Genomic DNA, 23,508 nt, shown 5'->3' with positions numbered 1-23,508 from the left:
CTTTTTCAGTTCAGATCGACATTTTCAATACAGAAATCCAGAAACGCCCGCACACGCGCTGGCATCAACCCGCCCTGCCCGACATAAACCGCATGAATATCAACTCCGCCATCGGGCTGGAACGCCGCAAGCAACACACGCAGCCGTCCGGCTGCCACATCGTCCCTGACATGAAAAGCCGCCAACCGCGCAATGCCGCCACCGGCAACTGTCAACAGACGCGCACTTTCCGCATCCCCGACGCAGACCTTGCCACCGGGCATGACGGTTTTGATTTTCCCGTGATCATCAAATGTCCACTCACTGATCGCGCGCGGGAAGTTATAACCAATCAATCGATGATCACTTAGATCCTCGACACGATGCGGCGTACCAAACGCGTCCAGATAGTCCGGCGATGCGACAATCACCATCGGACATTGCCCAAGCTTGCGTGCGATCAGGCCTGACGATTGCAAAGGGCCGCTGCGAATAGCGACATCGGCCCGTTCCTCGTACAAATCGACGACCTTGTCACTGACCGTAATATCAAGATCGATATCAGGGAACTGTGCCTGAAACCTTGGAACAAGCGGCAAGATACGATGCAACCCGACGGGCAGGTTTACCGTAACGCGCAGCTTGCCACGCGGCTGTACGGCACTTGCGGCCTCGTCCTCCGCATCAGTCAAATCTGCCAGAACACTGACCGCACGGTCATAAAACCGCTGACCTTCGGGGGTGAGTTGCAATTTCCGGGTCGAGCGGTTCAGCAACCGCACGCCAAGGCGGCCTTCAAGCCGTCGAACAAGCTTGCTGACGGCTGATGGCGTCATATTGAAATCACGTGCCGCCGCAGAAAACCCGCCGCGTTCGACCACGCGGACATAGACTTCCATTTCCCCGGAACGGTTTGTGTCAAGACGCACCATGTGGAATTCAACTCACAAATAATGTTCCTTAGGTCTTACTAGTTGAAAATAGATCTTCTGTCCATATTCCCAAGCAGTTCACACGATCACCTGTCAGGAGATTGAATATGGAATACAGACAACTGGGTAACTCGGGCCTTCGGGTTCCTGCTCTGTCACTGGGCACCGGTACCTTTGGCGGGCAAGGCCCGCTTTTTTCGAACTGGGGAACGACAGATGCCAAAGAGGCCTCATCACTGGTTGATATCTGCCTTGAACATGGGGTGAACCTTTTTGACAGTGCGGATGTCTATTCCGATGGCGCGTCTGAAACCGTTCTCGGTCAGGCGATCAAGGGAAGGCGCGACCGAGTGATGATATCGACCAAACTCGGCCTGCCGATGGGTGAAGGGCCCAATGATTACGGAACCGCACGTGGTCGCCTGATTACCGGCACCGAACAGGCGCTTTCACGTCTTGGCACCGATTATATCGATCTGTTGCAGCTTCATGCCTTTGACGCCCACACACCGATCGAGGAAGTTCTTGTCACCCTTGATGAACTGATCCGGGCCGGAAAGATCCGCTATATCGGGGTGTCAAACTTTGCCGGCTGGCAGATCATGAAATCGCTGTCGATTGCCGAACGCCATGGGCTGTCACGCTATGTCGCCAATCAGGTTTACTATTCGCTGGTTGGTCGTGACTACGAATGGGACCTGATGCCGCTCGGCAAGGATCAGGGCCTTGGCGCAATGGTCTGGAGCCCGCTTGGCTGGGGCCGCCTGACCGGCAAGATCAGCCGCAACACCCCGATCCCGGCCCAAAGCCGCTTGCACGAAACCAGTCAGTTCGGCCCACCTGTTGACGACGCAACGCTTTATGACATCGTCGATGTCCTCACCGAAATTGCCAGTGAAACCGGCAAGACCGTGCCGCAAATCGCGATCAACTGGCTGTTGCAACGCCCGACCGTCTCCTCGGTGATCATCGGGGCGCGTAATCAGCAACAGCTGATCGATAACCTTGGCGCCGTTGGCTGGTCACTCAACGACGATCAGATCGCCCGTCTGAACAAGGTGAGTGAACGCATGCCACCCTATCCACACTACCCCTATTACATACAGGACGGGTTTGCCCTGCTTAATCCGCCCGCCTGATACCGGGTCTTTTTCCCGGGTGTTCTCCCCCACCGCTCACCCGGGAAAATATTTAAAATTTACAAGCACCATCAATTGATTGCATTTACCCGCCCCGGGTCGTTAGCATGGCCTCAATCCGCAACAATCAATCTGGGTATTGCCATGAAACAGGCGCTTCGTAATTGCATCCTTGCCCCGTTGGGGGCTGTTGGCTTGGCATTGATCATTGCAACACCCATAACCCTGCAGACCACCACAGAGGCGCAGGCAGGCGGGAACGGGTCCTCGGCGACTACGATGCCGGAAATGGATGCAAAACGCGGTAAGGCCCTGTTTGCGGAGCGCGGATGCGTGATTTGTCACTCGGTCAACAATGTCGGCAGCGATGTCGCCACCAGCCTTGATGCGTCAAACATGAACATCGCGCGCGAACCGTTCGAATTCTTTGCCCGCATGTGGCGCGGCGCACCGCAGATGCTGGCCCTGCAGCAGGCCGACCTTGGCTATCAGATTGATTTTTCCGGCCAGGACATCGCAGACATTTTCGCCTTTGTCCAAAGCCGCGAAATTCAGGAAGGCTTCACCGAACAAGACCTGCCCGACCATATCAAGGAAATCATTGATAACGGCCCGTCTGCCGCGTTCGAATAAGGTCTTGCGCAGCTATCTGGCACGAAAAAGCCGCCCTCGTTTCCGACGGGCGGCTTTGTTGTGTTTGGCAACAGGTCGAAACTAGCGTTTCTTTTTCTTGTTGGCATAAGGGTTGTCGCTGCTGCGCAGGTAAATACGGATCGGAACGCCCGGCATGTCGAAATCTTCGCGCAGACCATTGATCAGATAGCGCGTATAGCTTTCGGGCAGTTCCGCCGCCTTGGAGCAGTTGATAAAGAAGCTTGGCGGACGTGATTTCGCCTGGGTCATATAGCGCAGGCGAATACGACGCCCGGAAATAACCGGCGGCAAATGGCGTTCGGTGGTTGCTTCAAGCCAGCGGTTGAGCTGCGAGGTCGGGATGCGGCGGCTCCAGATATCGTGGATATCAAGAACGGTCGGCATCAGGCGATCCGTGCCACGACCAGTCAGGGCCGAGAAGGTCAGAACCGGAATACCCTTGGCCTGGGCAAAGGACGTATCAAGCTTGTCACGCAGTTCCTGCATAACGCCCTTTTTGTCGATGATCGCATCCCACTTGTTGACCGCAATGATCAGTGCACGGCCTTCTTCAAGCACCATACGCGCAATCGTCAGGTCCTGCTTATCAAGCGTATTGGTCGCATCAAGCATCAGAACCACGACCTGCGCATAGCGGATCACGCGCAGCGTATCGGCAACTGACAGCTTTTCAACGCGGTCATCGATCTTCTTCTTGCGGCGCATCCCGGCGGTATCGACCAGACGGATCGGGCGGCCTTCATAGGACCAGTCGACCGCGATCGAGTCACGGGTGAGCCCGGCCTGCGGCCCGGTCATGACGCGCTCTTCGCCAAGCAACTGGTTCAGAAGGGTTGATTTACCGGCATTCGGACGGCCGACAATCGCCAACTGGATTTTCGAATTGTCCCGCGCGCCTTCGACAATCAGTTCGCCGTCTTCGTCTTCATCATCCTCGTTGAATTCAATCTCGTAGGACGGGAAGACCTCACCCTCGTCATCGGCAAAACCGTCTTCATCGTCGAAATCTACTTCGGCACGGGCTTCGTCCAGTGCTTCCTGCGCGGCTTCGCGCGCATGTTGTCTGGCGACCCGTTCGCGGTCTTTCCATTCCTTCCAGTGCGGCTCAAGCATGTCATAAAGCAACTCGATCCCAAGGCCATGCTCGGCCGAGATCGGCGCAACATCGCCAAGGCCAAGGCCATAGGCCTCATAAAGCCCCGGATCCTGATCACGGCCTTCGTGCTTGTTGGCAATGACATAGACCGGCTTCTCGCGCTTGCGCAGCCAATCGGCAAAATGGTTATCAAGCGGCGTCAGACCGGCACGGGCGTCAATCAGGAACAGCGCAACATCGCATTCCTCAAACGCCTTTTCACTTTGCTGGCGCATCATGCCTTCGACGGAATTATCAAACGCTTCTTCCAGACCGGCGGTGTCGATAATGTCAAAAGACATATCGCCAAGGCGTGCCTTGCCATAACGGCGGTCACGGGTCACACCGGGCTGATCGTCCACAAGCGCCAGCTTTTTGCCGACCAGACGGTTAAACAGGGTCGACTTCCCGACATTGGGGCGACCGATAATGGCAACTTTCAGCGACATCTGATTTTCAGACTCTCGTAATAAAAGGCGTTATGCGCCGTGGGCACATTGTCCCACGGCGCATCGCAAATCCTGCAAGGCAAATCGCCTTGCCTAAAACTGTATCCTGATCAGCGATATGCGATTAGATCGGCATCCGCAGTCAGGAAGTAAAGACTGTCACCGGCAACAGATGGCGGCAGGGTAATTGGCCCGGATACTTCGTCCTCACCAAGAATGTCACCGCTATAAGGGGAAACAGTCATTACTTCGCCCTGCTCGTTACCAACGATCAACCTGTCACCGGCCAGTACCGGCCCTGTCCAGACAATCGGGCCTTCCTGATCCTCGGGATCGGTAAAACGGGGCAGAACGGTCACCCATTTAACCTGTCCGGTGCGTCGACGCAAGGCAATCAAGTCATTTGTATTGGTTAGCAGGTATACATATTCGCCGGCCACCCACGGTGACTGGATGCCACCGGCCTCAAGTTCCCAGACACGAACCCCGGTGCGAAGGTCAATCGCGGTCGTCAAACCGGAGTTGCTTGTCGCGATCACCAGATCATTATCAATCACCGGCAGGCCGCGAATATCGGCAATCGCCGACACCGCATCGGTACGGCCGGCGGCCGCCAGCGCATCCGACCAGATCACCTGACCGTTTTCAACACGAAGGGCATAAAGTTCGCCCGTCGAATAGGCCGAAATGACAACGCCCTGATCCACCGCCGGGCTGGCACCACCGATAAAGGACGCGCCCTCGGACGCACCACGATGGTTCCAAAGCGTTTCACCGGTGCGCGCATTCAGCGCGACAGTCTGGTTATCGATGGTAATGGCAAAGACGCGACCACCGCGCACAGTCGGCGCAGAACGCATCGGTGCTGTGACCTGTTGACGCCAAAGGATCGTGGCACTTGGCGCATCAATGGCAATGATTTCGGCAAAGCCCGTCGTGGCATAGATAACTCCGGCCTCATAGGCCAGACCACCGCCCAAAAGCGTGCTGTCTTCTTCGTCCTCAGGGGCGAGTTCAAGCGACCAGATTTCCTTGCCTGACGTTGCGGCAAAGGCACGGACTTCGGCGCTGGCATCGATGGTAAAGATCACACCCCGCGCGACAATCGCCTGATTAAGCAGAAGGTTATCATCCATCGACCCTTCGCCGATATCAATCGACCAGTCCTGTTCGAGAACATCGTTATCAAGCGCAACGTGATGGAGTGCGTGGCTCGGATAGCCGCCATTTTGCGGCCAGTCGACCATCGGTTCGGGTTCAGGCAAAATCACGCGCTGGTCGGTCAGTTCAATGTCGGGCTGAACCGTGCTTTGCAGGGCAAGGACAGAAATACGCTCCCCCGGAAGCGGCGGATCTTCTGCCTCGCCAAGCCAGCTTGAACACCCTGCCAAAAGGCCCGTCAGGCCGATTACGCAAAGAAGTGACTTAATACCGCGTGTGGTCAAAACCGTATCCCCTGAAAAAACTCACGTCATATGGATCGCGGGTTGCGATCCATTGATGCCCGAAGAACCTCAGGCACCAACAGCCTTGAGAATTTCACTTGCCCGTGCGCGCATTCCGGCCGGCGCACTGTTATCATCAGCAATCTCGGTCAGAAGCGGTTTGGCAGCTTCGACCTCACCACCCGCAATATGCAAAAGTGCAATCATTTCACGTGCAGAGTAGTACCACGCATTCTCGGGCACGGCGATCGGCTCAAGACGCGTGATCAGGTCCTGTGCGTTTTCAGCACTGGCACTGTTCATTGCGATCTGAACAACCGCAAGATCACGATAAACCTGATCAATGTCGGAATTACCGGCAATCGCTTCGAGTTCGCTGATTGCAGACGGCGTTGCGTCCGCGCGAAGGTAAACCGCTGCCTTCTGGAAATGACCAAGCGCGACAAAATCGGCATTGCCATCAGCAATGATCGCATCAAGGGCGGCCAATGCGGCGTCTTCGTCGGTTGCGCTGTCCTGTGCCAGTTCTACGGCATTTGCAAGACGGGTACCGTTTTCGATGCTGGTGCTGGTTTCATAGGTTTTCCAGCCTTCACGACCGGCAACACCCAGCACAATGGCTGCTGCAACGCCGATCACGTATTTCCCGTATTTGCGCCACAGCTCTTCGCTGCGTTCACGCTTAAGGTCTTCTTCGACTTCCTGGAAAATATCAACCACGAAAACGGCTCCAATCCGGTCACAATAAAGCGGGCAACCTGCCCGCTTATCTGAAAAATTTCTGGCAAGGATTTAACGCGCCAGCGGGTACAGGGTCAAGTCTGCTCGACACCATTCCGGTTATTCCGACGATTATTTTGCCCCGCCCTCGGATTAAGCGGGATCGCAATAACCGTTTCATGGCTGATATCAGCGCCATGTGGCCCAATTCGGGCACAGCAAACCCAACGGGAAAGAATTGCCTGCCAAACACACATTTTCCCCACGACATCGCCGGTTTTAAACGGCTTTGAAATGTTTGAACGCCACCATCACCGCACCCGGATGCTTTTTGACGGTGATGCACAGGGCTGAAAACGCCCACGATCAGTGCCACATGTCGTTTTATCGGGGGCAAAGATACAGTTCGGCACAGGGCTTGCTTTGGTAAATGCCAAGGGAACAGATTTGAACTTGTCATCGGTCATATTTGCCCGGTGAGCGGACGGAGACCACAATGAAAAGTCGCGAGACTGCACATACCAAGCCCGCAAAACGGCGCCTTATCCGACAGCGTATCCTTGCCGGGCTGTTTGCAGCCTTGATGGGGTCCACGGTATCGGGCTGTGGAACAACGATGTCCGATGTTGTCGGCACCAGTCTGTTTACCGGCGGTGAGTGGTATATTGCCTTTGACGTGGTCAGCATCATCAATTCCGACAAAACCCTGATTGACCATGCGGTTTCGCTATCGACCGGTCAGGATTGCTCGACTATCCGCAAGATTGACGGCAAGTCGTACTGCAAAAAGGAACCGGTGCCAGAACCGCCGCTTTATTGCTATCGCTCGCTTGCGGCGGTCAGCTGCTATCGCACACCCGATCCCTATAACACCGGATCGCAAACAGTTGATTGGCCGCCAACCCGTTCGCGCAGCCTCTAGAATCCGGTCTGTTTTTCATCCATTGAAACTTGAGGCGTCGGTCAATCCGCGCTACCGTGTCATCAGGTTGTCATTTTCTCGTTGTGGTAAAGGACAACCCCGAACACACGCTGCCGGAGTACCACATGGGAACATTGTTCGATTTGGCCAAATACCGCAAAGCCAAAAGCTTTGTTCATTTTGACCGGGCTGAACTGATGAAACTCATGAACACATATTCCCGACAGGTTGCCAGCGGCGCCTGGAAGGATTATGCCATCGATCATCTGGACGGGATGGCGATGTTTTCGATTTTCCGTTCAACCCACGAAACCCCTCTTTTCACGGTCATCAAGCTCGGTAACGAGCACAAAAATGCCGGACAATATGTTGCCCTGCATAGCGGTGAGCGCATCAAACAAAGCGCTGAAATCGTCAATGTGCTTGAAGCCATCGAAAAACGCGCCCGCAAGGTCGTGCCCCTGTTTAAAACAAACTCCTGACGGTTCCCACGCGTGACCAGCCCCTCATCGGCCAGCCTTTCGGGCCGACACCCCTTATTCGCACTTGCCGTGCTGGCCTGCCTGCTGTTGCCAACAGCGGGCCATACAGCTGACATGAGCAAGGAATACCAGACAGGCTACTACGCCTATCAGGCTGGGGATTACGTGCGTGCGCAGTCCTTCTGGCATCTGGCGGCACAGGAAAACGACCCGTATGCGCAATATGCGCTGGGTCTGCTGTATTTTCGTGGTGATCTGGGGACGCCTGAATACGAAATGGCGGCCCAGTGGTTTGGCAAGGCTGCAAAGACCAACCATGGCGGGGCGACCTATTATCTTGGCCTGATGCATTTCAACGGATTTGGCCTGCCCTATGATCATTTTCAGGCCACGAAATACTTCAAGCGCGCACTGCGCATTGATCCGCACAATGCCAATGCCGCCTATATGATCGGCGCGCAGTATTTCCATGGCCGCGGGGTTCGCCAGAACTTTGTCGAGGCCGCGCATTACTTTGAAATTGCCGCAAACGAAAACATGCACGCCGCACAGTTCATGTTCGGTGCCTTGCTTGAACGTGGCTGGGGCGTGAAACAGAATTATGCCGACGCCTATTATTGGCTAAGGCGTGCTGCAAGCGGCCCGATCACCTTTCCCGAAGGTGCCAACGAGGCAGAACCACTGAACCCGCAGGCCGCACTGGATGCGCTGGAACCAAGGCTCCGGCCCGAGGAAATTCAACGGGTTGAAAAACGCCTCGCCCTTGATGCGACGGGATAGGCTTGCAAGCGCCAGATATGACACGGGCACCTGATTTCTTTCAGATGCCCGTGCGCTTTAAGGTCTGTTTTGGCCGATCTTACTCGGCAAGCTTATAGGCAATCACATAATCGCCCGGCTTGGTGCCAATTGATCCATGACCACCTGCGACGATCAGCACATATTGCGTCCCGTCATCGGTTTCATAGGTCATTGGCGTTGATTGACCACCAGCCGGAAGACGTGTTTCCCAAATCTTCTCGCCGGTCGTTGCGTCATAGGCGCGGAAATAGTTATCGACCGCCGCGCCAAGGAACGCCACACCACCCTTGGTCAGGATCGGGCCACCAATGCCCGGCACACCAAGTTCGAATGGCAACGGCAACGGGGTCATGTCTTCGACCGTACCGTTTTTGTGCATATAGGCAATCTCGCCCGTACGCAGGTCGGCACCGGCAACATATCCCCATGGCGGGGCCTGGCATGGGATACCAAGCGGCGACAGGAACGGCCCCATTTCAACGGCATAGGGCGCACCTTCGTTGCGGTTAATCCCCATTTCACTGGCCTTTTCACTGCCGCGCGGTGGCACCTCGGCCCGCGGAATCAGGCGCGAGGTAAAGGCTAGATAGGTTGGCATGCCAAACATGATCTGGCGTTCCGGATCAACCGCAACACTGCCCCAGTTAAATGTCCCGAAGTTGCCGGGATACACCAGCGTCCCTTCCAGAGACGGCGGCGTATAGCGGCCTTCATATTTCAACAGATGGAATGCGATGCGACACGCCATCTGATCAAACAGGGTAATGCCCCACATATCCTTGCCGGTCAGCGGCTCTGGCATGAAGGTCAGGCCTGAGACCGGCTGGGTCGGGGCGGTATGATCCTCGGGGATTGCGCCACCAGGTGCGGGCACCTCGGTCACCGGAATGATCGGCTCACCGGTGCGGCGGTCCAGAACATAGATATCGCCCTGTTTGGTCGGTCCGACCAGTGCCGGAACGGTTTCCCCATCGGGGTTGGTGATATCAAGCAAGGCTGGCTGTGCCGGTACATCCATATCCCAAAGATCATGATGCACCGTCTGACGCACCCACTGGACCTGCCCGGTCTCAAGGCTAAGTGCCACGATCGACGAGGAATAGGTTTCCACATTTTCATCGCGGTTCATGCCCAACTGATCAGGCACCTTGTTGCCCAACGGCACATAGATCATGCCAAGCGCCTCGTCCGCACTGGATACCGACCAGCTGTTGGGCGAGTTGGCGGTATAGGTTTGATCATCGGGGATCGGTTCGGTTTGGTCCGGATTGCCGGAATCCCAATTCCAGATCAGCTCGCCGGTATTGATGTCATAGGCGCGAATAACGCCCGACTGCGATTTGGTGGAATAGTTATCATTCACCGCCCCGCCAATGATGATTTTGCCATCTGCGGCAACCGGTGGCGACGTTGAATAATAATAGCCCGCCGGATTGTAGGGCATGTTGGTTTCCAGATGCACGGTGCCCTCATCCCCGAATGACGGGCAAACTTCACCCGTTGCCGCATCAAGGGCGATCAGGCGTGCATCCGATGTCGGCAGGAACACACGTTCGGTGCAGGGGCCGGTTTCGTTGGTGGCCGTGTCCTTGTAATAGGTGACACCCCGGCATGTCTGATGCTGACGGTCCGGATTTTGCGGAATACCCGGATCAAATTTCCACTTTTCCTGTCCGGTTTTGGCATCAATCGCAATCGCCCAACTGTGCGGTGTGCAAAGATACAGCGTCTCGCCAATCTTAAGCGGTGTGACCTGATAGGTGGTTTCAGGCACGTCACTTTCGCGTTTCAAATCACCGGTCTGATAGACCCAGGCCTGTTCAAGCGACGCAACATTATCGGTATTGATCTGATCAAGCGGTGAATAGCGTTGCCCATAGGTCGTCCGACCATAATGATGCCAATCGCCATCGGGCACAGACCCGCCATATTGCGGGTTCTCGACAACCGTACTGGTTGGCAGAGTGCCCTCGATCGCATTGGGATTGTTCATCATCGAATAAACCGCAACGATCACGGCGATGACGATACTGCCTTCAAGCACAAAGGACCGAACCGGCGCCTTATTCTCACTTGCACCATCCTCATCCTGCGACGCCCGGACTAAAGTTTTGCGGAAAACAGGCGTCATCAGCCAAAGCCCGACAACAATGATCAGCCCGCCGCGCGGTGCCAGTTGCCACCAGTCAAACCCGGCCTCCCACACAGCCCAGACCAGACTTGCTACTGTAAACGCGCCATAAAACGGCAACAGGACAGGCTTGCGTGAAAAGGCCAGAAAGCTTGCAAACAGGAAGGCCAATCCGGCAAGCGCGTAATAGAAACTCCCGCCGACCGCAATCAGCCATGCACCGCCAACAGAAAGTGCAAGACCGATCAAAGCCAGAAGGCCTGATGTCACTAGATTAATCATGGGGTAACCCTCGGCTAAATGAGGTCGCCAACCGTCATCAAAGACAGTGGACCGGAACTTGAGTCTTCAAAGGGGTTTATTCACAAACGCCTGAAAACCTTGCAAGTTCCACCGAGGACAAAAAAATCCCACCGTCAGCCATGAGCCGGTGGGATGCGTTGATTGCAGTGCGTTCGCAATTAGTGGTGGGTTTCGATCACCATGCCGCTTTTGACAACCTCGGTAATCGTCACACCCAGATTTTCGTCGACGACAACCAGTTCGCCGCGGGCAACCAGTCGGTTGTTGACGTAGATATCAACCGGCTCCCCCACGCGGCGGTCCAGCTCAAGCACGGCACCACGGGTCAGGCGCATCAATTGCGCGACCTGGATCTGGCTTTTGCCAATCACCGTTGACACACGCACAGGCACATCATAAGCCGCCCCAATGTCGGAGGCTCCCATACGCACGCTAAACGGGTCCTTATCGTCGTCAGCCATGATTTCGCGCCATCCCGTCAAATCGAAAGAATCGTGAAGCTTGTATCTTAAAGGTGAGCTTTGAAAAAAGTGTTAGCAAGCCCAATCTGATAAAATCGACGTTTGCTGATCGGTTGTGAAAATGTACCGGCACAATTTTACTGTCGTTTTTTGTATTATATTGCCCTAAACAGATGACGATTCCGGGCCAAACTTGGCCAAAAAGTGATCCAACCAGACGTCAGGATGTTTCATGCCTTATGACCGCCAATGGGTGGCCGATGCCATCAGCACGATTGAAGCCGATTTCAACCGATCTGCCGATACCCATCTGATCCGCCTTGATCTGCCAAAGCTTGGTGACATTGGCCTGTACCTTAAAGATGAGTCAACCCATCCATCCGGTAGCCTCAAACATCGTCTGGCCCGGTCGCTGTTTCTCTATGGTCTGTGCAATGGCTGGATCAACAAGGACACCCCGATCATCGAGGCATCAAGTGGCTCCACCGCCGTATCAGAGGCCTATTTCGCCCGCCTTCTTGGCCTGCGCTTTATTGCGGTGATGCCGAAATCCACATCACAGCAGAAAATCGATCAGATCGCCTTTTATGGCGGCGAAAGCCATCTGGTCGATCACAGCGGCCAGATTTATGAGGAATCGCAACGTCTGGCACGCGAACTGGGTGGCCATTATATGGACCAGTTCACCTATGCCGAACGCGCGACCGACTGGCGTGGCAACAACAACATCGCCGAAAGCATCTTTGATCAGCTCAAACGCGAACCCCACCCCATCCCACGCTGGATCATTGTTGGTGCCGGAACGGGTGGCACATCATCGACCATCGGACGCTATATCCGTTATGGCCGAAGCCTTGGTCAGGGCTGTGAGCTATGCGTGGCCGACCCGGAAAACTCGGTTTTCTATGACGGGTATGAAACCGGCGACTGTTCGATCACCAACAGCAAGGGATCGCGCGTTGAAGGCATCGGTCGCCCGCGCGTCGAACCCAGCTTCAACCCGACCGTGGTCGATCGCATGTATCGCATCCCCGATGCCGCCAGCTTTGCCGCCCTTTATTACCTGAAAAAGCATCTTGGCCGGCGCTGCGGCGGATCGACAGGCACCAACCTGATCGCGACCCTGTCGCTGATCTCGGAAATGAAGAAGGCTGGACAAACCGGGTCGGTCGTGACCTTGCTGTGTGACGGTGGGGATCGTTATTGCGATACCTATTACAATCCCGACTGGCTCAAGGCACAGAATATCGACCTGACACCGTGGAAAGATGCACTCGACCGCTTTGATGAAACAGGGCTCTTTGACATGCCGCTTGATCATTGCAGCGGCTATGCCGGGCGCCCGGCAACCTAAGCCTCACCAATCTGCGAACACAAAAAAAAGACGGGCGGTTAAACCGCCCGTCAGTCTTATCAGGGGAAGCTTCTCAGGGAGGAGAGACAGTCGTTAGCCAGTCACCGCAATCTTGCGCGGTTCGGGCTTCTGTTCTGCTACCTTTGGAAGAGTAAGCAACAGAACACCGTTCTTGAAGGATGCGGTAATGTTGTCGGCATCAATGGTGTCATTCAGGCGGAAGGACCGCTTGAAGCTGCCATAGCTGCGCTCGACAACATGGGCGCCATCCTTGCTTTCACGGCTGAATTTCTTCTCGCCGGTGATGGTCAGAACACCGTCAAGCACTTCGACATTGACGTCATCCTGTTCAACGCCCGGAAGTTCGGCGGAAAGTTCAAAGTGATCTTCGCCGTCATAGATGTCGATCCGCGGGCTCAGCAACGGTTGGGTCGCTTCGCCTTCTTCGGAAGATACCTGTGCCGATGGGGATGCACGGTGACCAAAGATCGAACCGATCATGCGGTCAACGTCACGGGAAATAAGAGTGAAAGGATCACCGTAAGTCGGTGAAGAAGACGGACGACGGGATCCATTTAGAGTCTGAAGACCAGTCATTGTAGTACCCTCCATTACAGACGAGTATTCTTGCGCCATCAGTCCAGACCAGGCTGCAACCTTGACGCGTATCAGGGCACCATGCCCCTTTCCGACCTTGAGATAGATCGGGTGAAAGTTTCTGCAAGTAGGTCGATGCATTTTTTTTTGCGAATTTTTGATTTTTTCTGATCGCCTGCTTGGACAAATACCTTCTGGCATTCCATTCCCTGGAAAAATTCAACATTACGCTGGCACCCGCCCCGCCCTCGGATTAGCTTCATCCCATTGATTGGCGCACACGCACCACCGTCCGAGTTAAAGGAACGCATATGAGCACTCTTTTCACCCCGCTTTCACTGGGCAAGCTATCCCTTGATAACCGCATTATCATTGCACCGATGTGCCAGTATTCCGCCGATAACGGCAAGGTCACCCATTGGCATGACATGCATCTGGGCAATCTGGCGCAGTCAGGTGCCGGTCTTCTGATTATCGAAGCCACCGCCGTCGAACCCGAAGGACGCATTACCTATGGCGATGTCGGCCTGTGGGATAACGAAACCGAGGCAGCACTTGGTAAAACGCTTAAAGCTGTCCGCAGCCATTCCGACATGCCGATCGCCATCCAACTGGCCCATGCCGGGCGCAAGGCGTCTTGTGAAAAACCGTGGCTCGGGGGCCACGCCCTTTCCCCGGACCACGAAAATGGCTGGCAGGTCTCAGCCCCCTCTGCCGTGCCGTTCCGTGACGGTGATCCAATCCCCGAGGCGATGACAAAATCACGCATTGCAGAAGTCATTCAGGCCTTTGTCGAGGCGGCTGAACGGTCCATCCGGTTGGGTTTTGACGCGATTGAAATTCATGGTGCGCATGGCTATTTGCTCCATCAATTCCTGTCACCGCATGCCAACAAGCGTGACGATGAATATGGCGGTTCATTTGAAAACCGCACGCGCATCGTGATCGAAGTCTATGACGCCATCCGCAAGGCCGTTGGCGCGGACTATCCGCTCGGCATCCGTATATCGGCAACCGACTGGGTCGACGACGGCTGGGATATTGATCAAAGCGTCGCGCTGGCCAAACTCCTCAAGGACCGTGGATGCGATTTTATCCATGTTTCATCGGGCGGCCTTCATATCGATCAGAAAATCCCGCTAGGACCCAATTATCAGGTCCCGTTTGCGGCCCGCATCAAGGCCGAAACCGGCATAACCACAATTGCGGTGGGCCTGATCACCGAGGCCGAACAGGCAGAAGCCATCACCTTTACCGGTCAGGCCGATGCCATCGCCCTTGCGCGCGGCATTCTGTATGACCCGCGCTGGCCGTGGCATGCCGCCGCAACGCTGGGCGCCGAGGTCAAGGCCGCTCCGCAATATCTGCGCTGTCAGCCCCGAACGCTTAAAAAGCTGTTTGGCTGACACCTTTTGAATTCATCAAAGAGCCCGCCGGTGTGCGGGCTCTTTTTTATTGCCGCTTAGACAAAGAAAAGGGGCACGCCAATGGCGAGCCCCTTCCCTTATGCGATAGGTCGGTTGGGTAAGGCTTAGAAGCCCATGCCACCCATGCCGCCCATACCACCCATGCCGCCCATGTCAGGCGCACCGCCAGCCGGTTTGTCTTCGGCTTTCTCGGCGATCATGCATTCGGTGGTGATCAGCAGACCAGCGACCGATGCTGCGTCCTGCAGAGCAGTACGAACAACTTTGGCCGGGTCGATGATGCCAGCTTTGACGAGGTTGGTGTATTCGCCCTTCTGAGCGTCATAACCGAACTCTACATCGTCCTGCTCAAGCAGTTTGCCAGCAACAACAGCGCCATCTACGCCAGCGTTCTGTGCGATCTGGCGAACCGGTGCCTGCAGGGCACGGCGAACGATGTCAACACCGATGGTCTGGTCGTGGTTTTCACCTTCAAGGCCTTCGAGCGCCTTGACGGAGTACAGCAGAGCCGTACCACCACCAGCAACAATGCCTTCTTCAACAGCAGCGCGGGTCGCGTGCAGGGCATCGTCAACGCGGTCTTTGCGTTCTTTCACTTCGATTTCCGAAGCGCCACCGATTTTGATCACTGCAACGCCGCCTGCGAGTTTCGCAAGACGTTCCTGCAGTTTTTCACGATCGTAGTCAGAGGTGGTTTCTTCGATCTGGGCGCGGATCTGGCCAACGCGTGCTTCGATCTGTGCTTTCTCACCAGCACCATCAATGATGGTGGTTTCTTCTTTGGTGATGGTAACCGATTTCGCGGTACCGAGCATGTCGAGGGTGACGCTTTCCAGCTTGATGCCGAGATCTTCGGAGACAACCTGACCACCGGTAAGGATGGCGATGTCTTCGAGCATGGCTTTACGACGGTCGCCGAAGCCCGGTGCTTTAACAGCAGCGATTTTCAGACCACCGCGCAGCTTGTTGACAACGAGCGTTGCCAGTGCTTCGCCTTCGATGTCTTCAGCAATGATCAGAAGCGGCTTGCCGGACTGAACGACCGACTCAAGCAGCGGAAGGATCGGCTGAAGCGAGGAGATTTTCTTGTCGAACAGCAGGATGTACGGAGCATCCATTTCTGCGACCATTTTCTCCGGGTTGGTTACGAAGTACGGAGACAGGTAACCACGGTCGAACTGCATGCCTTCGACAACGTCGAGTTCGGTGTGCAGGCCTTTGGCTTCCTCAACGGTGATAACGCCTTCGTTGCCAACTTTTTCCATGGCTTCTGCGATCATGTCGCCGACTTCACGGTCACCGTTAGCAGAAATGTTACCAACCTGTGCGATCTCATCGCGACCGGCAACTTTACGTGCACGGCTCTGGATGGATTCGATCACTTTGGTGGTCGCAAGGTCGATACCGCGCTTCAGGTCCATCGGGTTCATGCCGGCAGCAACAGACTTGTTGCCTTCACGAACGATGGCCTGTGCCAGAACGGTTGCGGTCGTGGTGCCGTCACCCGCCAGATCGGCGGTTTTCGACGCGACTTCGCGAACCATCTGTGCGCCCATGTTTTCGAACTTGTCGGTCAGTTCGATTTCTTTGGCGACCGAAACACCGTCCTTGGTCACGCGCGGTGCGCCAAAGGACTTTTCGATAACAACGTTACGACCTTTCGGGCCGAGGGTCACCTTGACAGCGTCTGCCAGGATGTCGACACCGCGCAGCATTTTGGCGCGTGCGTCAGTGGAGAATTTTACTTCTTTAGCAGCCATAATATTCTTTCCTCTCTATGAGACGGATGAACGTGGACAAATCACCCAAACGGGCTGACTTAGTCCATGATGCCCATGATGTCGGATTCTTTCATGATCAACAGCTCTTCGCCGTCGACCTTGACTTCGGTGCCCGACCATTTGCCAAACAGGACTTTGTCACCTGCTTTGACGTCGAGGGCTACGACCGAGCCATCTTCTTTGCGAACGCCAGAACCAACAGCGATGACTTCGCCTTCCTGCGGTTTTTCTTTGGCGGTATCCGGAATAATGATGCCACCGGCAGTTTTGGTGTCGGATTCGACACGACGTACCAGTACTCGATCATGCAGCGGACGGAACTTCATTTTAGACAACTCCGTGTTTAAGCTAAGGCTCGTTAATAACTAAGACTAACCGGGATGAGCCCGTATTAGCACTCACCCCCGGCGAGTGCTAACAGCATTTATTGGAGTACCAGTTCAAAGTCAATAGGGAGATGTAAAAAGACGCAGAAATGTCACGATTTTTGGCGATTTCCGCATTCGGAGCGCAGCAAAAATCCGCCCCCGTTTCAAAGCGCGCTGATCAAAACATTTTCAAGCCCGGGAAACAAGCCCCGACACCGTGCCGCAGAAGAATATATATCGGGCTGTCACAGTTGCTTTTGCCAAAGGGCTGTTTGGCAGGTCTGGTTCAGGTGACGAAGATGCCTGGTTCAAACACCTATGAAAAAGCGGGTTTCGCGTCTAAGCTCCAGCCAAAGAACGCAAATAACATCCAATGACCGCGCAAACACCCGGATTGCAAAAAAATGTCGTGCAGTAAAAATTCATCGGCCCTGACGTCCGGGCATTCAGATAAACGACAGGATCTGATGGCGCCCGTTTTTCTGTTATTTGCCCTTGTCGGTTTGTTTTCTTCGCAAACATTCAGCACCGATGCTTTGGCCAATGAGGCTGATGTCGAATGCCCCGAAAAGATCGCCTATGTCGAAAATGACCCGATGTCGCAGAAGTCGATTGTCATCTTGCAGAAACTCTATGCGGATCTCGGTTGCCCGCTTCAGGCCGTCAAACTGCCGGGGCGTCGCGGACTTTTACATTTCAACCAAGGCCTCGTGGATGGCGAGTTATACCGCGCAATACCGGCCGAAAAGAACTATTCCCGCGCGTTTGTAAGATCACCGGTTGCTCTCCGCGAAATTGCAAACCGGCTTTGGCGGAATCCGAACGATCAAGACCCGTCAACGCCGATTGCCTTTACGCTCGGCGTGATATGGCAGGAAAAGTACGTCCATGCCGATACGGCCAAAACCGGCATCACGCACAAGCCAATGATGTTTAATACCGAAAAGCATCAAGCCTATGCCGAAGGGCGTATCACGCGTTTTCTGTCCGCAGATAGCAATATCGACGACATGCTGACAAAGGGCATTCTGGGCAACACACCAGCACCGGCAATCGAGGAGACAATTTCCGTCTTGCCGCTTTATCATTATCTCGGCGCGGAATTCGCCCCCTTCATGAAAAAGTTCTCCGCCCTGGTCGCGCAAACGGATCCATTTCGCAAGGCCCAGAATCAATAATCGCAACGACGGGTCCCGCAACCTCGATAAAGCCGACCGCCCATTCAATTGCCACGCTCAGAATTTTATAAAAATGCGCATATGCACGAAGGCCAAGCATCTGCTATCCATAGGTTGAACGAATTAATTTACCCTGCGCAAGGCAGCACGGATGCAATTTGAAGAGCTGGAAATTCCCGATGTTAAGCTGATCTTCCCGAAGAAATTTGGCGATGAGCGGGGTTTTTTCTCTGAAACCTATAATCTGGAAGCCTTTGCCAAAGCTGGTATCGATCAACAGTTCGTGCAGGACAATCACTCCTTATCCAGCAATGTCGGCGTATTGCGAGGACTGCATTTTCAATGCCCGCCCTTTGCCCAAGACAAGCTGGTTCGGGTCATCAGAGGCCGCATTCTGGATGTCGCAGTCGACATTCGCGCCAAGTCAAAAACGTTCGGGAAATGGGTTTCAACTGAAATCAGTGCAGAAGACTGGAATCAGATATTCATTCCCGCCGGTTTTGCCCACGGCTTTGTAACCCTGGAGCCGGACACGGAAGTAAACTACAAGGTATCAGCACCTTATGCTCCGGAAAGCGAACGCGCGATCATGTGGAATGATCCGGACCTTGGCATCGACTGGCCGTTTGACGAAAGCCAGATCACGCTGTCGGCAAAAGACGAGAAAGCCATGAGTTTTGCAAGCTATCGCGAGAACCCGGTATTCTAGTCCCACTTAAAGGATATCGTAGGTTTTTAGAACCGTCTGGAGATATACCTTGTAAGAGCTTGCGCCAAACTCGCTTATCAGCTTTTCAAACTGCTCGACCGAGATCATGCCCTTTCTCAGCGCGATTTCTTCAGGACAGGCAATCTTGAGGCTTTGGCGGCTCTCGACGGTACGGACAAAATTGGCGGCCTCAAGCATCGCCGCGTGCGTTCCGGTATCGAGCCAGGCATAACCCCTGCCCATCTTCTCGACCTTGAGCGTACCACGTTTAAGGTAAGCCTTGTTGACGTCGGTAATTTCAAGCTCACCGCGTTTGGACGGCTTGATCGATTTGGCAATGTCGACAACATCTGAATCGTAAAAATACAACCCCGTCACTGCGAAGTTCGATTTGGGATTGGCCGGTTTTTCCTCGATATCCAGGGCCACGCCATCGCGGTCAAACTCGACCACGCCATACCTTTCGGGATCCTGAACGTAATAGGCAAACACCGTCGCCCCATCGGACTGGGCCATTGCGTTGCCCAGCAATTCAGTCAGGTTGTGACCAAAATAGATATTGTCGCCCAAAATCAAACAGCACGGGTCGTTCCCGACAAAATCCGCACCGACAATAAAAGCATCTGCAAGGCCGCGGGGTTCAGGCTGAACCGCATATTGAAGGCTGATGCCCCATTTCGATCCATCACCGAGCAGATCTTTGAACAGCGGCACATCTCGTGGCGTGCTGATAATCAGGATGTCCGTGATTCCCGCCAGCATCAGCGTGGTCAGCGGATAATAGATCATCGGCTTATCATAGACAGGCTGCAGTTGCTTGGAGACAACCAGTGTCGATGGGTGCAGACGCGTTCCCGTCCCGCCTGCCAATATGATCCCTTTACGCATCCGCCTTTTCCTTCCCAAGACCCTTGATAGCAGCCGTCAGGCTATCCTCAACATTTGGCAACTTGATACCAAAGGTATCATCGATAAGCCTGCAAGACAGTACGGAGTATTCCGGCCTTTTTGCAGCAGTTGGAAATTCCGAGGACTTGATTGGCAAAACCACACAATCCTTGCCTTTCCAATCCTCACCCCACTCCTGCAAGGCGATCTTGTGAATGCTCTTGCCAAACTCAAACCATGTCATTTCTTGATCTGACGTCAGGTGATAGGTGCCGAATTTATCAAACTCGGCAGAGGTCGCCACACCGCAAAGCTCCAGAATCGCATGTGCCAAATCATGGGCGCTTGTCGGGCACCCGGTCTGGTCGTCGACAATTCGAACCTCATCCCTTTGCGCCATGAGATTAAGCATCGTTTTGACGAAGTTTTTGCCAAACTGGCTGTAGACCCAGGATGTCCTCAATATAAGGTGCTTTTGATGCGCCTCACGAACAGCAACCTCACCCGCGAGTTTGCTGTTACCGTAAACACCCAGGGGCGAGACCGCATCTTCCTCGCGATAAGGCCTTGTTCCCTTCCCGTCGAAAACATAATCCGTTGAGACATGGATCAGCGGGATGGATCGCTTCGCAAGGGCTTGTGCCATTGTGCGGACTGCATCGCTGTTAACCTTGAACGCGATATCTTCGTGCTGCTCGGCCAAATCCACGGCGGTGTATGCCGCAGCATTAACAACAATATCCGGCTGCACGCGGTCGATAACGGGCTCGACTTGGGATGCATCCTCAAGGTCACATTCTTCCCGACCAACAAAGGTCAGTTGCGCGTCGGGAAATTCATGCGCGGAAGCAGCCAGACATCTGGCAAGCTGACCATTTTTGCCAAATACCAGTACTCTAGGCATCGGCTTGCCCCTTGGCACTTCCCAGACGTTCGCCGGCATATTTATTTTTTAAAATCGGCTCCCACCATTCGCGATTGTTCACATACCACTCAATGGTTTGCCGAAGGCCGGTTTCAAAGTCGTATTTCGGCTTCCAACCCAACTCATTCTGCATTTTGGTTGGATCGATGGCATAGCGCCAATCGTGGCCGGGACGGTCTTTCACGTACGTAACCGCTTCGTCAAAACTTTCGAACGAGATATCGGGCACGATCTCTTGCACCGTATTAAATATGCGTTTGACGACGTCGATGTTGGTCAGCTCATTGCAACCGCCAACATTGTATTTCTCGCCAATGCGGCCTTCTGTCAGGATCTTGACCAAGGCCTCGGCATGATCTTCGACATGCAGCCAGTCGCGCGTATTCAAACCCTCGCCATAAACGGGCAACTTCTTGCCATGCAGAAGATTGAGCGCCATCAGTGGAATGAGTTTCTCCGGGAACTGATAAGGACCGTAATTGTTGGAACAATTGCTGATGACGATGGGCAATCCATATGTATGGTGCCACGCTTGGACAAGATGATCCGAACTCGCCTTGCTGGCGGAATAAGGTGAGGTCGGGGCATACGCCGTCTCTTCGGTGAACAGCCCTTCGCTGCCAAGCGATCCATAAACCTCATCGGTCGAGATATGGTGGAACCGAAATTTTGAACGTTTATCCGCTGGCAGCTTATCGAAATACGCACGCGCAACGTCAAGCAAGGTAAACGTACCAACCACATTGGTCTGAATGAAATCAGCCGGTCCGTCGATCGAACGGTCAACGTGACTTTCCGCCGCCAGATGCATCACCGCGTCCGGTTGAAACTCATCAAACAGTTTGATGATGGCGTCCCGGTTGCAAATATCCTGATGAGCAAAGTGGTAGTTATCGCGTTCGGAAATAGACGCCAACGTCCGCAGATCACCCGCATAGGTCAGTTTATCGATATTCAGGACTTCATAGCCCTTCAACCCGGTCATCAGCCGACAAACAGCAGACCCGATAAAACCTGCACCGCCCGTCACGATAACTTTCATTTTGCTCTCATTGAAAATTTGTGGCTTGGAACCGACGTCGTCACTACGAGATTACATTGCGCAAACGATAGTGTCGAACCTTCGGTTAACTTATTGCAAAGAAGACGTTCTCCTGAAGCCTCCTTGCCGAAACCGGCCAAGATTTCAAATCAAAATTGCACGAAGGTTGCCCGCTTATCTCAGCGTTTGATGAAATAGCGATCCATCAGTTTGGCTTCGTCAAAATGCCGTCTTCCGACAAATGCCGTGGCGTGGTGTCCCCACTGGCGCATCGCACCGGGTTTATCCACACCCATCGGCCACAGGATAAAGCGTTCCAACCGCTCCGTGCCGGGTACAAATCCGTCTTCATCAAAAAGGCTTGCGTTGCCCTGCCCGTTTTGCAGCGGTAAATGGCCAAGTTCCTGCGCGGGGCGCAGCACTGCGGTTTGTCTGGCAATATCCGCATCCGATTGACCCGTCGCCGCACCAGTGACGTCCAGCAGATAATGGCTGGTCTTGTCAATCCAAAGCACGGGGCCGTTCAATATGGATGACGCGAGGTAACCGGCGGGCATTTCCGCTGTTTCGCGAATGTCGTGATCCTCTGGGGCGCTAATGCGTTGCAAACCGTTGCTTGGGAAAAACATGTGGTAACAGCCGCAGCCATGGATCGTATCGGCAATCAACGGCGAACCATCGTCATCCAGTGTTACACGCCAGATCAGCGCGTCCAAATGCCCAGCCAGAATATCAAATGGGCTGCTGGGCGGGCGTTCCGGGAACCAGATTTCATAAACGATTTGTGGCCGCCAACGTCCGGCAAAATAGGTATGGCTCAGCCGGTAATAAACCGTCGGATTATCGGTATCGATCGTCGCCAGGGCACCCCGCGCCAGCAGGGTTGGTCGCCCGACCTTGTCACTGTCACTTCCTGCCCGCACACGAAATACCGGGGCATAGGCCTGCACCAGATTTTCAAGTTCATCTTCGCCTAGTCGCCATTGACCAAAGGCATCCTGGTCAATATCCACAACATCGAAACGGCCTGGCTCAGATGACGCCACCGTATATTCACGCCATGCCCCAGAATGGATCAGGTTATTATCGCTGGCTGCAAAGCTTGCGAAATTCGCCTGCTTCCATCCCTCATAGCCGAAATAGGCCGGAAAGGCGGTTAAGGGATACAGACCGGCGATGCGTTGAAAATCAAGGTAGTCATCGGGCACGAAGACGGCGGGTAAAAGTGTCTGATATTGATCAGGTGTCAGGGACGCTGCCATGGCATTGGCGCAGTTTTCCACCGCCTCATACGAAATGCCCGATGCTGCCGGAAGATTGGCGATTTCACTTCGCCGCGCCGTCCGGTCAAGGCCCCGCATTTGCGAAATCAGCGCGTCCCATTGACCCTCGCGATCAACCTGCCCATCCCCATCCGCATCAAGCTGCCGCGCCATCAAGACAGAATTTCGGTTCGCCCGCAGGAAACGATACCCCACAACCGGCGACGCAGATGCACTTTGCACCGCGTTATCGCTCACCACCGCATCGACATAGGATAGTCGGTCTTCGCACGACATCGCATCAAGGTTCACCATATCGGGCGTCAAACCGGCGCATCCCGATAAGGCGCTCAGGGAAACAGTAAGTGCGGCAAACAAAAAGCGCGGTATGGTCATGCAAAACCTTCCATCTGATGAACAGCCT

The 23,508-nt window shown here is 54.4% G+C and carries 22 protein-coding genes; 9 read left to right on the top strand and 13 right to left on the bottom strand.

Annotation, left to right across the window (positions count from 1 at the left end):
- Window positions 1-5 precede the first annotated feature (5 nt).
- The gene (locus FHI25_RS15855) at window positions 6-911 is read right to left on the bottom strand and encodes a LysR family transcriptional regulator (protein WP_210519442.1); all 906 of its coding nucleotides are present in this window, start codon (window positions 909-911) and stop codon (window positions 6-8) included.
- Between the two features lie 107 nt (window positions 912-1,018).
- Here FHI25_RS15855 and FHI25_RS15850 point away from each other — a divergent pair, with 107 nt between their 5' ends.
- Together FHI25_RS15850 and FHI25_RS15845 are read left to right on the top strand one after the other, a co-directional pair.
- Window positions 1,019-2,050 (top strand): aldo/keto reductase, encoded by a 1,032-nt coding sequence (locus FHI25_RS15850; RefSeq protein ID WP_210519440.1) that lies wholly within the window; start codon window positions 1,019-1,021, stop codon window positions 2,048-2,050.
- Between the two features lie 144 nt (window positions 2,051-2,194).
- Window positions 2,195-2,683 (top strand): c-type cytochrome, encoded by a 489-nt coding sequence (locus FHI25_RS15845; RefSeq protein ID WP_246879149.1) that lies wholly within the window; start codon window positions 2,195-2,197, stop codon window positions 2,681-2,683.
- An 81-nt stretch (window positions 2,684-2,764) separates the two neighbouring features.
- Here the strand turns inward: FHI25_RS15845 and der are convergent, their stop codons facing one another.
- The 3 genes from der to FHI25_RS15830 form a co-directional block, all read right to left on the bottom strand.
- Window positions 2,765-4,288 (bottom strand): ribosome biogenesis GTPase Der, encoded by a 1,524-nt coding sequence (gene der / locus FHI25_RS15840; RefSeq protein ID WP_210519438.1) that lies wholly within the window; start codon window positions 4,286-4,288, stop codon window positions 2,765-2,767.
- A gap of 110 nt (window positions 4,289-4,398) precedes the next feature.
- On the bottom strand, window positions 4,399-5,733 hold the full coding sequence (locus tag FHI25_RS15835) for a PQQ-like beta-propeller repeat protein (protein WP_246879148.1): 1,335 nt from the start codon (window positions 5,731-5,733) through the stop codon (window positions 4,399-4,401).
- 69 nt (window positions 5,734-5,802) lie between these two features.
- Complete coding sequence (locus FHI25_RS15830) at window positions 5,803-6,453, bottom strand: tetratricopeptide repeat protein (RefSeq protein WP_210519428.1); 651 nt, start codon at window positions 6,451-6,453, stop codon at window positions 5,803-5,805.
- A gap of 496 nt (window positions 6,454-6,949) precedes the next feature.
- On the opposite strand from FHI25_RS15830, the gene FHI25_RS15825 reads away from it, so the two are divergent.
- From FHI25_RS15825 to FHI25_RS15815, 3 genes are all read left to right on the top strand, one after another.
- The gene (locus FHI25_RS15825; protein ID WP_210519419.1) at window positions 6,950-7,375 is read left to right on the top strand and encodes a hypothetical protein; all 426 of its coding nucleotides are present in this window, start codon (window positions 6,950-6,952) and stop codon (window positions 7,373-7,375) included.
- Window positions 7,376-7,500: 125 nt separating this feature from the next.
- The gene (locus tag FHI25_RS15820) at window positions 7,501-7,857 is read left to right on the top strand and encodes a DUF2794 domain-containing protein (protein WP_008890526.1); all 357 of its coding nucleotides are present in this window, start codon (window positions 7,501-7,503) and stop codon (window positions 7,855-7,857) included.
- 12 nt (window positions 7,858-7,869) lie between these two features.
- Window positions 7,870-8,637 carry a tetratricopeptide repeat protein gene (locus tag FHI25_RS15815; protein ID WP_349238027.1) on the top strand — a complete coding sequence of 256 codons (768 nt, stop codon included), beginning with the start codon at window positions 7,870-7,872 and terminating at the stop codon, window positions 8,635-8,637.
- 79 nt (window positions 8,638-8,716) lie between these two features.
- On the opposite strand, the gene FHI25_RS15810 is transcribed toward FHI25_RS15815, so the two are convergent.
- The gene (locus tag FHI25_RS15810) at window positions 8,717-11,071 is read right to left on the bottom strand and encodes a glucose/quinate/shikimate family membrane-bound PQQ-dependent dehydrogenase (RefSeq protein WP_210519410.1); all 2,355 of its coding nucleotides are present in this window, start codon (window positions 11,069-11,071) and stop codon (window positions 8,717-8,719) included.
- Between the two features lie 179 nt (window positions 11,072-11,250).
- Window positions 11,251-11,553 (bottom strand): flagellar motor switch protein FliN, encoded by a 303-nt coding sequence (gene fliN, locus FHI25_RS15805; protein ID WP_040823589.1) that lies wholly within the window; start codon window positions 11,551-11,553, stop codon window positions 11,251-11,253.
- A 232-nt stretch (window positions 11,554-11,785) separates the two neighbouring features.
- On the opposite strand from fliN, the gene FHI25_RS15800 reads away from it, so the two are divergent.
- The gene (locus FHI25_RS15800) at window positions 11,786-12,907 is read left to right on the top strand and encodes a PLP-dependent cysteine synthase family protein (protein WP_210519408.1); all 1,122 of its coding nucleotides are present in this window, start codon (window positions 11,786-11,788) and stop codon (window positions 12,905-12,907) included.
- Between the two features lie 93 nt (window positions 12,908-13,000).
- Here the strand turns inward: FHI25_RS15800 and FHI25_RS15795 are convergent, their stop codons facing one another.
- A complete protein-coding gene (locus FHI25_RS15795; RefSeq protein WP_210519406.1) occupies window positions 13,001-13,504 on the bottom strand; it encodes an Hsp20/alpha crystallin family protein in 504 nt (167 codons plus the stop codon).
- 311 nt (window positions 13,505-13,815) lie between these two features.
- On the opposite strand from FHI25_RS15795, the gene FHI25_RS15790 reads away from it, so the two are divergent.
- Window positions 13,816-14,910, top strand: a complete 1,095-nt coding sequence (locus FHI25_RS15790) for an NADH:flavin oxidoreductase/NADH oxidase (RefSeq protein ID WP_210519401.1) — start codon at window positions 13,816-13,818, stop codon at window positions 14,908-14,910.
- Between the two features lie 125 nt (window positions 14,911-15,035).
- Here the strand turns inward: FHI25_RS15790 and groL are convergent, their stop codons facing one another.
- Both groL and groES read right to left on the bottom strand, forming a co-directional pair.
- The gene (gene groL, locus FHI25_RS15785; RefSeq protein WP_064790843.1) at window positions 15,036-16,691 is read right to left on the bottom strand and encodes a chaperonin GroEL; all 1,656 of its coding nucleotides are present in this window, start codon (window positions 16,689-16,691) and stop codon (window positions 15,036-15,038) included.
- 59 nt (window positions 16,692-16,750) lie between these two features.
- A complete protein-coding gene (groES, locus tag FHI25_RS15780; protein WP_008890518.1) occupies window positions 16,751-17,038 on the bottom strand; it encodes a co-chaperone GroES in 288 nt (95 codons plus the stop codon).
- 509 nt (window positions 17,039-17,547) lie between these two features.
- Here groES and FHI25_RS15775 point away from each other — a divergent pair.
- Both FHI25_RS15775 and rfbC read left to right on the top strand, forming a co-directional pair.
- The gene (locus tag FHI25_RS15775) at window positions 17,548-18,258 is read left to right on the top strand and encodes a hypothetical protein (RefSeq protein WP_210519399.1); all 711 of its coding nucleotides are present in this window, start codon (window positions 17,548-17,550) and stop codon (window positions 18,256-18,258) included.
- A gap of 151 nt (window positions 18,259-18,409) precedes the next feature.
- Entirely contained in the window at window positions 18,410-18,967 is a 558-nt protein-coding gene (rfbC, locus tag FHI25_RS15770) for a dTDP-4-dehydrorhamnose 3,5-epimerase (protein WP_210519390.1), read from the top strand.
- A 6-nt stretch (window positions 18,968-18,973) separates the two neighbouring features.
- Here the strand turns inward: rfbC and rfbA are convergent, their stop codons facing one another.
- From rfbA to FHI25_RS15750, 4 genes are all read right to left on the bottom strand, one after another.
- The gene (rfbA, locus tag FHI25_RS15765) at window positions 18,974-19,855 is read right to left on the bottom strand and encodes a glucose-1-phosphate thymidylyltransferase RfbA (protein ID WP_210519388.1); all 882 of its coding nucleotides are present in this window, start codon (window positions 19,853-19,855) and stop codon (window positions 18,974-18,976) included.
- On the bottom strand, window positions 19,848-20,759 hold the full coding sequence (gene rfbD / locus FHI25_RS15760; RefSeq protein ID WP_210519386.1) for a dTDP-4-dehydrorhamnose reductase: 912 nt from the start codon (window positions 20,757-20,759) through the stop codon (window positions 19,848-19,850). Before rfbD ends, rfbA begins: the two co-directional genes overlap by 8 nt.
- Window positions 20,752-21,822: a dTDP-glucose 4,6-dehydratase gene (gene rfbB, locus FHI25_RS15755; RefSeq protein ID WP_210519384.1), complete on the bottom strand. Its 1,071-nt coding sequence runs from the start codon at window positions 21,820-21,822 to the stop codon at window positions 20,752-20,754. Before rfbB ends, rfbD begins: the two co-directional genes overlap by 8 nt.
- Window positions 21,823-22,001: 179 nt before the next feature.
- Window positions 22,002-23,480 (bottom strand): hypothetical protein, encoded by a 1,479-nt coding sequence (locus tag FHI25_RS15750; protein WP_210519382.1) that lies wholly within the window; start codon window positions 23,478-23,480, stop codon window positions 22,002-22,004.
- Window positions 23,481-23,508 lie beyond the last annotated feature (28 nt).

The sequence above is a fragment of the Thalassospira sp. ER-Se-21-Dark genome (assembly GCF_017922435.1).
Classification (GTDB): Bacteria; Pseudomonadota; Alphaproteobacteria; order Rhodospirillales; family Thalassospiraceae; genus Thalassospira.
The sequence above is the reverse complement of the archived record's forward strand: the minus strand, read 5'-3'. Positions and strand labels throughout refer to the sequence as shown.